Raw genomic sequence first — 13,674 nt, 5'->3', positions numbered from 1 at the left:
AAGTGAACAGCATTGCACCCTAGGGCGGCATTTTGCTATCTGAGATAACAGGCTAAAGGACTTACCAGCCGGTCACTTCACGCAGGGCTTTGCCGATATCGGCCAGGGAGCGCACAGTTTTCACGCCGGCATCTTCCAGGGCGGCAAATTTCTCGGCCGCAGTGCCTTTACCACCGGCGATGATGGCGCCCGCATGACCCATGCGCTTGCCAGCCGGGGCGGTGACGCCCGCGATGTAGGAGACCACCGGCTTGGTGACGTGGGCCTTGATGTAGGCCGCGGCCTCTTCCTCGGCGCTGCCGCCGATCTCGCCGATCATCACGATGGCTTCGGTCTTGGGATCGTTCTGGAACATCTCCAGGATGTCGATGAAGTTGGAACCCGGGATGGGGTCGCCACCGATGCCGACGCAAGTGGACTGGCCGAAGCCCTCGTCCGTGGTCTGCTTGACCGCTTCGTAGGTCAGGGTGCCGGAGCGGGAGACGATGCCTACCTTGCCCGGCTTGTGGATGTGACCCGGCATGATGCCGATCTTGCACTCACCCGGGGTGATGACGCCCGGGCAGTTGGGGCCGATCATGCGCACGCCGGTTTCCTGCAGCTTCACTTTGACCTGCAACATGTCCAGGGTCGGGATGCCTTCGGTGATGGTGACGATGAGCTTGATGCCAGCGTCGATCGCTTCCAGGATGGCGTCCTTGCAGAACGGGGCCGGAACATAGATGACGGAGGCGGTGGCGCCGGTGGCTTCCACGGCGTCACGAACGGTGTTGAACACCGGCAGGCCCAGGTGGGTGGTGCCACCCTTGCCCGGCGACACGCCGCCGACCATCTGGGTACCGTAGGCAATCGCCTGTTCGGAGTGGAAAGTACCCTGACCGCCGGTGAAGCCCTGGCAGATCACCTTGGTGTCTTTGTTGATCAGAACGCTCATTATTTGGCCTCCGCTGCTTTAACCACTTGCTGAGCTGCGTCAGTCAGACTCGTTGCGGCGATGATATTGAGGCCGCTGTCGGCCAGTTTACGGGCACCCAGTTCGGCATTGTTGCCTTCCAGACGCACTACCACGGGCACCTTGACCCCCACTTCCTTGACAGCGCCGATAATGCCTTCCGCGATCATGTCGCAGCGCACTATGCCACCGAAGATGTTGACCAGCACGGCTTGCACCTTGCTGTCGGACAGAATGATCTTGAAGGCCTCGGTCACACGCTCCTTGGTGGCACCGCCGCCGACGTCCAGGAAGTTGGCCGGTGAACCGCCGTGCAGGTTGACGATGTCCATGGTGCCCATGGCCAGACCTGCGCCGTTGACCATGCAGCCGATGTTGCCATCGAGGGCCACATAGTTCAGCTCCCACTGGGCGGCATGCGCTTCGCGGGGGTCATCCTGGGAGGGATCGTGCATCTCGCGCAGCTTGGGCTGGCGGTAGAGGGCATTGGCGTCGATGTTGATCTTGCCGTCCAGGCAATGCAGGTTGCCCTTGTCGGTGATGACCAGCGGGTTGATCTCCAGCAGGGCGAAGTCGCAATCCAGGAACATCTGGCCCAGACCCATGAAGATCTTGGTGAACTGCTTGATCTGATCGCCGACCAGACCCAGCTTGAAGGCCAGCTCGCGGGCCTGATAAGCCTGCGGGCCCACCAGGGGATCGATGGCGGCCTTGTGAATGAGTTCCGGGGTTTCGTGGGCGATCTTCTCGATGTCCACACCACCTTCGGTGGAGGCCATGAAGACCACGCGGCGGCTGCCACGGTCAACCACGGCGCCCAGATACAGTTCCTTGGCGATGTCGGTGCAGGACTCTACCAGGATCTTGGTGACCGGCTGACCGTTGGCGTCAGTCTGATAAGTCACCAGGTTCTTGCCGAGCCAGTTCTGGGCGAAGGCGCGGATCTCGTCCTTGCTCTTGGCCAGCTTGACGCCGCCCGCCTTGCCACGCCCACCGGCGTGGACCTGGCACTTGACGACCCAGGTGTTGCCGCCAATCTTGTCGGCCGCTTCGGCCGCTTCCTGCGGGGTAGCGCAGGCATAACCTTCGGAGACCGGCAGGCCATACTCGGCAAACAGCTGTTTTGCCTGATATTCATGCAGATTCATAGATGCTCTATCCGTGTTGTAGGTATTTCCGTCCGGGGCTCGTGTTTCTCAATCCCCTGTGAATGGGGGCCTGGGCGGCCCCTCGTTATCTTTCAGTCACTCTTGTTCAGACATCTAGCAGCAGACGGGTCGGGTCTTCCAGCAGCTCCTTGATGGAGACCAGGAAGCCCACCGACTCGCGACCGTCGATGATGCGGTGATCGTAGGAGAGCGCCAGGTACATCATCGGCAGGATCTCGACCTTGCCGTCGACGGCCATGGGTCTGTCCTGGATCTTGTGCATCCCCAGGATGGCGCTCTGGGGCGGGTTGATGATGGGGGTGGACATCAGGGAGCCGAACACACCGCCGTTGGTGATGGTGAAGTTGCCGCCGGTCAGTTCATCCACGGTCAGCTTGCCGTCACGGCCCTTGCCGGCCAGGTCTTTGATGGCCTTCTCGATGTCGGCCAGGCTCATGTTGTCGCAGTCACGCAGCACCGGGGTCACCAGACCACGGGGAGTGGAGACGGCGATGCTGACGTCGAAGTAGCTGTGATAGACGATGTCGTCACCGTCCAGCGCCGCGTTCACTTCCGGGTAGCGCTTGAGGGATTCCACCACCGCCTTCACGTAGAAGGACATGAAGCCGAGCTTGATGCCGTGCTTCTTCTCGAAGATCTCGCCGTACTGCTTGCGCAGCTTCATGATGGGCGCCATGTTGATCTCGTTGAAGGTGGTCAGCATGGCGGTGGTGTTCTTGGCCTCCAGCAGACGTTCGGCGATGCGCTTGCGCAGACGGGTCATGGGCACACGCTTCTCGGTGCGACCAGCCAGCGGAGCGATGGGCGCAACCGGTGCGGCTGCCACGGCGGCGGGGGCTGCCGGCTTGCTCAGGTTCTTGATGAAGGCGTCCACGTCTTCCTTGGTGACACGACCACCTTTGCCGGTGCCAGTCAGCTTGGCCACGTCGATATCGTGTTCGGCCACCAGGCGGCGCACGGAGGGGCTCAAACCGTCGGCGGCGTCATCGGCAGCCACGTCCACCGGCTTCTCCTTGGTCTCTTCACCGGCCACCGGGGCCGCCTTGAGGATGGCGATCAGTTGACGGGAGAGCACGGTGGCGCCTTCCAGTTGCAGGATGTCACCCAGTACGCCGGCTTCCGGCGCGGGGACTTCCAGCACGACTTTATCGGTTTCGATGTCAACCAGCACTTCGTCACGGGCAACCAGATCACCCGGTTTCTTGTGCCAGGTGGCGATGGTGGCGTCCGCCACTGATTCCGGCAGGTCCGGTACCTTGATCTCGATAGTCATGTAATCAGTTCCTTGTTACTTCTTGGCCAGCAGGCTTGTTCCAGAGACGGAGAGGGGCGGCTTCACAGAGCCCCCTCCCCTTCGCAACTCGTTTATTCCAGGGTCAGCGCGTCTTCCACCAGGGCTTTCTGCTGCTTGGCGTGGACAGACATGTAACCGACGGCCGGTGAGGCCGAGGCCGGACGACCGGCGTAACGCAGACGGGCATGGCTTGGCAGCACGCTGTCGTAGTGATGACGGGTGCTGTACCAGGCGCCCTGGTTCTGCGGCTCTTCCTGACACCAGACGAAATCGGTGACATGGGCATAATCGGCCAGGATGGCGCGCACTTCCTCTTCCGGGAAGGGGTAGAGCTGCTCGATCCGCACCAGGGCGACATCTTGCTGCTCGGCCTTGCGGCGGGCATCGAGCAGGTCGTAGTAGACCTTGCCGGAGCAGAAGACCACCCGCTTGACGCCCTTCGGATCCAGCGCATCGATCTCGCCGATGGCATTCTGGAAGGTGCCTTCCGCCAGCTCGTCGAGCTTGCTGACCGCCAGCGGGTGGCGCAGCAGGGATTTCGGCGTCATCACGATGAGCGGACGGCGCATCGGGCGCACCACCTGGCGACGCAGCATGTGGAACACCTGCGCCGGGGTGGAGGGCACACACACCTGCATGTTGTGCTGGGCGCACATCTGCAGATAACGCTCCAGACGGGCGGAGGAGTGCTCCGGGCCTTGGCCCTCGTAGCCGTGAGGCAGCAGCATGGTCAGGCCGCACATCCGGCCCCACTTCTGCTCGCCGGAGGAGAGGAACTGATCCACCACCACCTGGGCGCAGTTGGCGAAGTCGCCGAACTGGGCTTCCCAGATGGTCAGACCGGCCGGCTCGGCGCTGGCGTAGCCATATTCGAACGCCAGTACCGCGTTTTCGGTCAGCACCGAGTCGTAGATCTCGAACGGGCCTTGCTCGTCGTGCAGGTTGCACAGCGGGGTGTAGGTGCTCGCATCGGTCTGGTTGTGCAGCACGGCGTGGCGGTGGAAGAAGGTGCCACGGCCGGAGTCTTCCCCGGTGAAGCGGATGCGTGCGCCCTTATCCACCAGGGTGGCGTAGGCCAGGGTCTCGGCAAAGCCCCAGTCAACCAGCTTCTCGCCGGCGGCCATCAGGCGGCGGTCTTCGTAGATCTTCTCGACCTGGCGCTGCAGCACATGGGTCGCCGGGTACTGGCTGATGCGCTCGCCGAGGGACTTGAGGTGATCCATGGGCACTGTGCTGTCGTAGGCCATGGCCCAGTCGTGACCGAGATAAGGGGTCCAATCCACGGAGTGAAGCTCCATGGGACGCCATTCCTTGCTCACCCGCTCGCCCCGATCCAGGGTATCGCGGTAGTCGTTGACCAGGGTGGTAGCCAGCTCAGGGGTGATGGTGCCTTCGACAATCAGCTGATCGGCATATATTTTGCGCGGAGTCGGGTGCTGCTTGATCTTCTGGTACATCAGCGGCTGGGTCGCACTCGGCTCGTCGGCCTCGTTGTGGCCGTGACGACGGTAGCAGACCAGCTCGATCACCACGTCGCGTTTGAAGGTGTTGCGATAATCCAGCGCAATCTGGGTCACCAGCACCACGGCTTCCGGGTCATCCCCGTTGACGTGCAGTACCGGGGCCTGCACCGCCTTGGCGATGTCGGTGCAATATTCGGTGGAGCGCAGGTCACGTTGATAGGAGGTGGTGAAACCCACCTGGTTGTTGATGACGATGCGCACAGTGCCGCCGACGCCGTAGGCTCGGGTCAGGGACATGTTGAAGGTTTCTGCCACCACACCCTGCCCCGCGATGGCGGAGTCACCGTGGATGGTGATGGGCAGCACGCTGGAGCCATCCTTGTCACCGCGACGGTCCATGCGGGCACGCACCGAGCCGATGACCACGGGGTTGACGATCTCGAGGTGGGACGGGTTGAAGGCCAGCGCCAGGTGGACGTTGCCGCCCGGGGTGGCGAAGTCGGAGGAGAAGCCCATGTGGTACTTCACATCCCCTGTGCCCCAGGACTCGCCGTGCTTGCCGGCGAACTCGTCGAACAGATCCTGGGCACGCTTGCCCAGCACGTTGATCAGCACGTTGAGGCGACCACGGTGGGCCATGCCGATGACGGCCTCCTTGCAACCCTGCTCACCGGCGCGGCGAATAAGCTCTTTCAGCATGGGCACCATGGCATCGCCCCCTTCCAGGGAGAAACGCTTGGCCCCCGGGAACTTGGCGCCCAGGTATTTTTCCAGCCCTTCGGCAGCGGTCAGGCTCTCGAGGAAGCGGGTCTTCTCCTCGGTACTGTAGTTGCCCTTGGCTTCGATGGATTCAAGACGGTCTTGCAGCCAGCGCTTCTCCTCGGTAGAGGTGATGTGCATGTAGTCTGCACCTATGCTGCCGCAGTAGGTTTTCTTCAGCGAGGCGTAGAGATCGGAGAGCACCATGGTCTCGCGACCGATGGCGTAGGAGCCCACATTGAAGGTGGCATCCATGTCTGCGCCCTGCAGGTTGTGAAATGCCGGGTCGAGCTCGGCAACGGTTTCACGGGTCCAGAGGCCGAGGGGATCCAGATTGGCATTCTGGTGACCGCGGAAGCGGAAGGCGTTGATCAGCTGCAGTACGCGCACCTGCTTGGCATCCACCTGGGGATCGGAAACGGGCGCGCTGTAACGGGAGGGATCCTTGGCCAGGCGGCGGAAATAGTCGCGAACCTGAGAGTGGGGTTGTTCAACTGCATGGCCATTGACCTGGGGCAGCTCGCTAAACAGGCTGTGCCACTCTTCGGCCACGGAGTCGGGGTTTTCCAGGAAGGATTCGTACAAATCCTCAATGTAGCTTGCATTCGCACCAGCCAGGTGAGATGACTCCAACCAGGCCTTCATCACGCCGTTATGCATTTCTATCCCTTGTACATCTTGTTCACTGCAGCGCAGCTTGTAGGGTCATAGCCATCCCGGGACGGGATGGCTATCCAGAGGTCGGGCCCGGCGCAAGGCGTCCTGGCCCTGGTATTACACAGCCCGGTTGAGCAACATCGACTTGATCTGACCGATGGCCTTGGTCGGGTTCAAGCCCTTGGGACAGACGTTCACGCAGTTCATGATGCCGTGGCAACGGAACACGCTGAAGGCGTCATCCAGGTTGCCCAGTCGTTCAGTGGCGGCGGTATCGCGACTGTCCGCCAGCCAACGGTAGGCGGCGAGCAGCCCGGCCGGGCCGATGAACTTGTCCGGGTTCCACCAGAAGGAGGGGCAAGAGGTGGAGCAGCAGGCACAGAGAATACACTCGTACAGGCCATCCAGCTTGGCGCGCTCTTCGGGGGATTGCAGGTGCTCACGCACGGGCGGCAGTTTCTCATCGTTGATGAGGAAGGGTTTGACCTTCTCCCACTGGGTGTAGAACTGGGTCATGTCGATCACCAGATCGCGGATCACTGGCAGACCGGGCAGGGGTCGGATGACGACCTTGTTGCCCTTCTTCAGCAGATCGGAGAGCGGGGTGATGCAGGCAAGACCGTTCTTGCCATTCATGTTGAGACCGTCTGATCCACAGACCCCTTCGCGGCAGGAGCGGCGGAAGGAGAGCGTGGGATCCAGCTCCTTGAGCTGGATCAGTGCATCGAGCACCATCATGTCGGAACCTTCAGGAATATCAAGACGATATTCCTTCATATGCGGGACGTTATCAACGTCCGGATTGTATCTGTAGACAGAGAATGTGACGTTCATTGTGCTTGGCTCCGCAATCAGTAAGTCCGGACCTTGGGCGGGAACGCCTCACGGGTCTTGGGTGACATGTTGACAGCACGACGGGTCATGGACTCGGTGTCCGGATGATAGAGGCTGTGACACAGCCAGCTCTTGTCGTCACGCTCCGGGAAGTCGAAGCGGCTGTGGGCACCCCGGCTCTCGGTACGGAAGTTGGCGGCAACCGCGGTGGCAAACGCCGTCTCCATCAGGTTGTCCAGCTCCAGACACTCGATGCGCTGGGTGTTGAACTCCTTGGAGGTGTCGTCCAGACGGGCATTTTTGAGGCGCTCGCGGATGAGTTTCAGCTCGGCCAGCCCTTCTGCCATGGCGTCCCCTTCACGGAACACGGAGAAGTTGTTCTGCATGCAGCGCTGCAGGTCACGGCGGATCTCGGCGGGATCCTCGCCATCGCGGTTGTTCTCCCAGCGATTGAAGCGGGCCAGCGCCGCGGCGATGTCGGATTCAGACGCCTCGCGACCATGATCCATCTCACCCAGGGTCTCCACCAGGTGCATGCCGGCGGCACGACCAAACACCACCAGATCCAGCAAGGAGTTGCCGCCGAGGCGGTTGGCACCGTGCACGGACACGCAGGCGATTTCCCCCACCGCGAACAGGCCGACCACGGGGACGTCGTTGCCGTCTTTATCCTGGGTCAGGCACTGGCCGTTCACGCTGGTCGGCACGCCGCCCATCATGTAGTGGCAGGTCGGGATGATGGGGATGGGTTCCTTGACCGGATCCACGTGGGCGAAGGTGCGAGAGAGCTCGCAGATGCCCGGCAGACGGGATTCCAGCACCTCTTTGCCGAGGTGATCCAGTTTGAGCTTGATGTGCGGGCCCCAGGGACCGTCACAGCCACGGCCTTCGCGGATCTCGATCATGATGGAGCGAGCCACCACGTCGCGACCGGCGAGATCCTTGGCGTTGGGCGCATAACGCTCCATGAAGCGCTCGCCATCTTTGTTGAGCAGATAGCCGCCTTCACCACGGCAACCCTCGGTCACCAGTACCCCTGCCCCGGCGATGCCGGTGGGGTGGAACTGCCAGAATTCCATGTCTTGCACGCCGACTCCGGCACGCAGTGCCATGCCGACGCCGTCACCCGTGTTGATGTGGGCGTTGGTGGTGGACTGGTAGATGCGACCGGCGCCGCCAGTGGCAAGCACTGTGGCCTTGGCCTTGAAGTAGACGACTTCGCCGCTCTCCATGTCGATGGCGGTGCAGCCGACGATGTGGCCGTCCTGGTTCTTCACCAGATCCAGGGCATACCATTCGGAGAAGACGGTGGTCTTGTTCTTGACGTTCTGCTGATACAGGGTATGCAGCAGGGCGTGACCTGTCCGGTCGGCTGCCGCTGCGGTACGGGCCGCCTGCTCGCCGCCAAAATTCTTGGACTGACCGCCGAAGGGGCGCTGATAGACAGAGCCGTTGTCGAAGCGGGAGAAGGGCAAGCCCATGTTCTCCAGCTCGTAGATGGCCTCGGGGCCGGTCTTGCACATGTATTCAATCGCTTCCTGGTCACCGATGTAATCGGAGCCCTTGACGGTGTCATACATGTGCCACTGCCAGTTGTCGTCATGGGCATTGCCCAGGGCGACCGTGATCCCGCCCTGGGCGGAAACCGTGTGGGAACGAGTCGGGAAAACCTTGGAAAGCAGTGCGCAGCTCTTGCCGGACTGGGCAATCTGCAGCGCGGCGCGCATGCCGGCACCACCGGCACCGATCACGACCGCATCAAATTCACGAGTTGGAATAGTCACCTTACACACCCCACAGCACGACGAAACCCGTCATCAGATAGACGAACAGCACCACCACCAGCGCAAACTGCAGCGCACCGCGCAGCCCGACCGGCTTGATATAGTCGGTCAGCACCTGCCACAGACCGATCCAGGCGTGGATCAGGACGCACAGGAGCGTCAGCAGGGTGAAGACCTTGGTGAAGGTTGTGGCGAAGAAGCCGGTCCACACCTCGTAGGTAATGTCGTTGAAGGCGACAAAGCCCACCAGATAAAGGACGTAAGCCGTCATGATGAGGGCGGTGGCGCGGATCAGGATGTAATCATGAACGCCGCTGCGCCCGAAAGTTGCAGAATTGGTTACCATACCAGTACCCCCGCCAATACCGCCAGAATCCCGGTAATCAGGAAGCCCACCCGGGCACTCTGATTCGCGGAGTCCAACTCTTCCCAATGCCCCATGTCCATGACCAGGTGACGCAGGCCGCCCACTATGTGGTATGCCAGCGCAGTCAGGATCCCCCACAACACGAACTTGACCAGGAAGTTGTCCATGATGGCAACGACGGTTTCAAATCCTTCGGGAGAGGAGAGTGAAGTACCAAGCATCCACAGCAAGATGGCCAGCGCCACAAAGGTGATGACCCCTGAGACACGGTGCAAGATGGAAGCGATGGCGGTGACAGGAAAGCTGATCGTTTGCAGGTCGAGGTTTACAGGTCTCTGTTTATTTTTCACGGCTTTGCCCACTCAGCTCCATTGAGCACGTTAGTTATTGTTTTCACACGCTTTGAGGGCTAGGAGTGGCATTTGTTAGGTTTTTGTTACCAAAACAACTCGGAAAAGCCAAAAATAACATTTTAGATATCACATCTGGCTTTGCGAAAGCGTTTCAAACACCGACGGCCATCACCCACGAGGCGCAGTATATCGGCGGCCTTAACCAATGACAATCAATTAGCTACATAGAAAACCCAAAACCGTAAACCAGATCTCACAACCGGTTTAACAAGTCATTAATGATCATTCAGGAAAATTGACAAGAAGGTGGTTCTCTGGTTCAAATAAGGCGCTCCAGCCGCCGTGGTACGGGTAAGAACCTTTGCCAGCGTCATGAAAGTCGTAATAAAGTAGGACTGGAACCAAATTATAAAAGAGCAAAGGAGACGTGCTATGGCTGATAAGATAGCCACCCTACATCTGCCCGGAAAAGAGCCGGTAGAACTACCGATCCTGTCCGGTACTGTTGGACCCGATGTAATCGATGTCAGAAAACTGGGCGCGCAAGGGTACTTCACCTTCGACCCCGGCTTTATGGCCACCGGTGCTTGCAAATCATCCATTACCTATATTGACGGAGATCAGGGTGTCTTGCTGCACCGTGGTTATCCCATCGCCCAGTTGGCCACCCAGGCCAGTTACCTGGAAGTCTGTTACATCCTGCTGTACGGCGAGGCGCCCACCAAGACGCAATACGCGGAATTTGAACGCCTGGTCACCCGCCACACCATGGTGCACGAGCAGATCGCCTTCTTCTTCCGCGGCTTCCGCCGTGACTCCCACCCCATGGCGATCATGTGCGGTGTGGTCAGCGCCCTGTCCGCCTTCTATCACGATGCCCTCGACATCAACAACGAAGAGCATCGCGAGATCTGCGCCTTCCGTCTGCTCTCCAAGATGCCGACCCTGGCCGCCATGTGTTACAAGTACTCCATCGGCCAGCCCTTCATGCAGCCGCGCAACGCCCTCTCCTATGCCGGCAACTTCCTGCACATGATGTTTGGCGTGCCGACCGAAGAGTACAAGGTCAACCCCATCGTCGAGCGCGCCATGGATCGCATCTTCACCCTGCATGCGGATCACGAGCAGAACGCCTCCACCTCCACCGTGCGTCTGGCCGGCTCCTCCGGCGCCAACCCGTTCGCCTGTATCGCTGCGGGGATCGCCTCCCTGTGGGGTCCGGCCCACGGCGGCGCCAACGAAGCCTGCCTCAAGATGCTCGAGGAGATCGGCTCGGTTGACCGTATTCCCGAGTACATCGCCAAGGCCAAAGACAAGAACGATCCCTTCCGTCTGATGGGCTTCGGCCACCGGGTCTACAAGAACCACGACCCCCGTGCCACCGTGATGCGCGAAACCTGTCACGAGGTACTGACCGAGCTGCAGATCAAGGATCCGCTGCTGGACGTGGCCATGGAACTGGAGCGCATCGCGCTCTCCGACCCCTACTTCATCGAGAAGAAGCTCTACCCGAACGTGGACTTCTACTCCGGCATCATCATGAAGGCCATCGGCATCCCCATGTCCATGTTCACCGTGATCTTCGCCATCTCCCGCACCATCGGCTGGATTGCCCACTGGAACGAAATGCACTCGGATCCGGACCAGAAGATCGGCCGTCCGCGTCAGCTCTATACCGGCCTGGCCCAACGGGATTTCACTCCCCTCGATCAGCGCTGATCCGGCGAGTTGTCATGGTTTGTTACAAAGGCGGTCATTGACCGCCTTTTCATTTGAGGGTCTAATCGCGCCCTTTTACGCCAAGGACACCCATCATGAAAGCTCCCATGCTCCTCTGCTCCGCCCTGTTGCTCAGCGCCTGCCAGAGCACCCCGGCCACAGAGACCCTCTATATCCAGGACAAGCTGGCCGACTGCGTCGGTGTCGCCCCCATGAAGTGCATGCAGGTGCGCAGCCAGCCTGGCGAGAGCTGGACCCTCTTCTACCAGCAGATCGAGGGCTTCACCTTCGAGCCTGGTTTCCGCTATCAACTGGAAGTGCGTACCGAACAGCTCACCGACGTGCCGGCGGACGCCTCCTCGGTGCGCTATCAGCTGATCAAGGTGGTGAGCAAAGAGGCCGCTCGCTGAGCCACGAGGGGCTGCGGTTCAATTTGCACGCACCCTGGGTTATGCTGACCACCTTCTTTCAAGGGTTGACCAGGGGCACGCGCCCTCCTGTACGATGATCAAGATAAGAACCATACGGCCCCTCGACTGGCCCGCCATCATGACCATTCAGAGCGAGTGCTACCACCAGCTGGAGCCCGAGCCCCTCGAGGTGATGAGCAACAAGGCACAACTCGCCCCCGCCTGTTGCTGGGTCGCCGAGCGTCAGGGCCGGGTGCTCGGTTACCTGCTCTGCCATCCCTGGCGCGCCCACCAGCCCCCGCCCCTCTCGGTGCCGATGAAGGCGCTGGCCGGTCATGAAGAGTTCTATCTGCACGATCTTGCGGTCAGTGGCGAGGCCCGAGGTCTGGGCGTCGGGCAGCAACTGCTGGCCACGGCGCTCGATTTCGCGAGCCGAGAAGGGTATCGACATGCCGGACTAGTGGCGGTGCAGGACGCCCCCGCCTTCTGGCGCAAGCAGGGCTTCGTGCCAGCCAAGACCCCCAAGTCCCTGGAGGAGTACGGCGAGGACGCCGTCTATATGCGCCTGCCCCTGGCCGAACCGGCCTGAGGCCCAGTTAAAGCCCAATAAAAAGGCGCCTTGCGGCGCCTTTTTTTCACTTCATCGGTTCATCAAGCCTTGAACTTGCTGAACACCAGGGAAGCGTTGGTACCGCCAAAGCCGAAGCTGTTGGACATGACGGTATTGAGATCGGCCGTTTCGTACTCGCGTACGATGGGCAGACCCACGGCCTTCTCGTCCAGGTTCTCGATGTTGATGCTGGGGGCAATGAAGCCGTGTTCCATCATCAGCAGGGAGTAGACGGCCTCGTGCACACCGGCGGCGCCAAGGGCATGGCCTGTCATCGCCTTGGTGGCGGAGAGCTTGGGCGCATTGCTGCCAAACAGGGTCTGGATGGCTTCCAGCTCCTTGGTATCACCGACCGGAGTCGAAGTGCCGTGGGTGTTGATGTAATCCACAGAGCCGACGTCCTGCATCGCCATCTTCATGCAACGCACCGCACCTTCACCGCTCGGGGCAACCATGTCGTAGCCGTCGGAGGTAGCACCGTAACCGGTGATTTCGGCGTAGATGTGGGCACCGCGGGCCAAGGCATGTTCCAGCTCTTCGACCACCAGGATGCCGCCGCCGCCGGAGATGACGAAACCATCGCGGTCCGCATCATAGGTACGGGACGCCTTTTCCGGGGTGTCGTTGTACTTGGTGGAGAGGGCGCCCATGGCATCGAACTGGATGGTGGAAGACCAGTCCAGCTCCTCGCCGCCGCCGGCGAAGACGATGTCCTGCTTGCCAAGCTGAATCAGCTCCAGTGCGTGACCGATGCAGTGGGCAGAGGTGGCGCAGGCGGAGCTGATGGTGTAGTTGACACCCTTGATCTTGAACGGGGTGGCCAGGCAGGCAGAGGTGGTGGAGGACATGGTACGCGGCACCATGTAGGGACCCACACGCTTGACCCCTTTCTCACGGGCGATGTCCGCAGACTCCGAGGTGTTCTTGCCGGAGGCGCCGCCGGAGCCGACCACTATCCCGGTACGCTCGTTGGAGACCTGATCCTCTGGCAGACCCGCGTCAGCGATAGCCTGCTGCATGGAGAGGTACGCATAGGCCGCGGCGTCACCCATGAAACGCATGACTTTACGGTCGATCAGTTCAGACGGATCGAGTTTGATGTTACCCCAGACACGGCTGCGCAGGTTGTACTGTTCAAACTGCTCGGAATAGGTGATGCCGGATTTGCCTGCTTTCAGGGAGGCCAGCACCTCTTCCTTGTTGTTGCCGATACTGGAGATGACGCCGATACCGGTGATCACTGCTCTTCTCATTAATTCATCTCGTCTGGAAAAACTGGCACCGAGTCTACCCGCTTTCGGCT

General features: G+C 60.7%; 12 protein-coding genes. 3 read left to right on the top strand and 9 right to left on the bottom strand.

Going from position 1 to position 13,674, the window contains the following annotated elements; all coding sequences use genetic code 11:
• Positions 1–61: 61 nt before the first annotated feature.
• The 8 genes from sucD to sdhC form a co-directional block, all read right to left on the bottom strand.
• Positions 62–934 (bottom strand): succinate--CoA ligase subunit alpha, encoded by an 873-nt coding sequence (sucD, locus tag BN1127_RS07885; RefSeq protein WP_042649072.1) that lies wholly within the window; start codon positions 932–934, stop codon positions 62–64.
• Positions 934–2,100, bottom strand: a complete 1,167-nt coding sequence (sucC, locus tag BN1127_RS07880; RefSeq protein ID WP_005326943.1) for an ADP-forming succinate--CoA ligase subunit beta — start codon at positions 2,098–2,100, stop codon at positions 934–936. The genes sucD and sucC overlap by 1 nt, the downstream gene beginning before the upstream one ends.
• A gap of 106 nt (positions 2,101–2,206) precedes the next feature.
• Complete coding sequence (gene odhB, locus BN1127_RS07875) at positions 2,207–3,394, bottom strand: 2-oxoglutarate dehydrogenase complex dihydrolipoyllysine-residue succinyltransferase (RefSeq protein WP_042649071.1); 1,188 nt, start codon at positions 3,392–3,394, stop codon at positions 2,207–2,209.
• Positions 3,395–3,486: 92 nt separating this feature from the next.
• Positions 3,487–6,297, bottom strand: a complete 2,811-nt coding sequence (sucA, locus tag BN1127_RS07870; protein ID WP_042649070.1) for a 2-oxoglutarate dehydrogenase E1 component — start codon at positions 6,295–6,297, stop codon at positions 3,487–3,489.
• 114 nt (positions 6,298–6,411) lie between these two features.
• Positions 6,412–7,128 (bottom strand): succinate dehydrogenase iron-sulfur subunit, encoded by a 717-nt coding sequence (locus tag BN1127_RS07865; protein ID WP_025326736.1) that lies wholly within the window; start codon positions 7,126–7,128, stop codon positions 6,412–6,414.
• A 17-nt stretch (positions 7,129–7,145) separates the two neighbouring features.
• Positions 7,146–8,912 carry a succinate dehydrogenase flavoprotein subunit gene (gene sdhA, locus BN1127_RS07860; protein WP_042649069.1) on the bottom strand — a complete coding sequence of 589 codons (1,767 nt, stop codon included), beginning with the start codon at positions 8,910–8,912 and terminating at the stop codon, positions 7,146–7,148.
• Between the two features lies 1 nt (position 8,913).
• Positions 8,914–9,258: a succinate dehydrogenase, hydrophobic membrane anchor protein gene (sdhD, locus tag BN1127_RS07855; RefSeq protein WP_005326929.1), complete on the bottom strand. Its 345-nt coding sequence runs from the start codon at positions 9,256–9,258 to the stop codon at positions 8,914–8,916.
• Positions 9,252–9,641, bottom strand: coding sequence for a succinate dehydrogenase cytochrome b556 subunit (sdhC, locus tag BN1127_RS07850; RefSeq protein ID WP_042649068.1), 390 nt, complete (start codon positions 9,639–9,641; stop codon positions 9,252–9,254). The genes sdhD and sdhC overlap by 7 nt, the downstream gene beginning before the upstream one ends.
• Positions 9,642–10,064: 423 nt before the next feature.
• Here sdhC and BN1127_RS07845 point away from each other — a divergent pair, with 423 nt between their 5' ends.
• The 3 genes from BN1127_RS07845 (at position 10,065) to BN1127_RS07835 (ending at position 12,350) form a co-directional block, all read left to right on the top strand.
• Positions 10,065–11,351, top strand: coding sequence for a citrate synthase (locus BN1127_RS07845; RefSeq protein ID WP_041205909.1), 1,287 nt, complete (start codon positions 10,065–10,067; stop codon positions 11,349–11,351).
• Positions 11,352–11,446: 95 nt separating this feature from the next.
• Positions 11,447–11,761, top strand: a complete 315-nt coding sequence (locus tag BN1127_RS07840; protein ID WP_042649067.1) for a DUF4377 domain-containing protein — start codon at positions 11,447–11,449, stop codon at positions 11,759–11,761.
• A 94-nt stretch (positions 11,762–11,855) separates the two neighbouring features.
• A complete protein-coding gene (locus BN1127_RS07835) occupies positions 11,856–12,350 on the top strand; it encodes a GNAT family N-acetyltransferase (protein WP_005326918.1) in 495 nt (164 codons plus the stop codon).
• A gap of 62 nt (positions 12,351–12,412) precedes the next feature.
• Here BN1127_RS07835 and fabB read toward each other — a convergent pair whose 3' ends face one another.
• Positions 12,413–13,624: a beta-ketoacyl-ACP synthase I gene (fabB, locus tag BN1127_RS07830; RefSeq protein WP_041205911.1), complete on the bottom strand. Its 1,212-nt coding sequence runs from the start codon at positions 13,622–13,624 to the stop codon at positions 12,413–12,415.
• Between the last annotated feature and the right edge of the window lie 50 nt (positions 13,625–13,674).

The sequence above is a fragment of the Aeromonas media genome, assembly GCF_000819985.1.
GTDB classification, from domain to species: Bacteria; Pseudomonadota; Gammaproteobacteria; order Enterobacterales; family Aeromonadaceae; genus Aeromonas; species Aeromonas media.
Note: the sequence above shows the minus strand (reverse complement) of the source record. Positions and strands in the feature narration are given on the sequence as shown.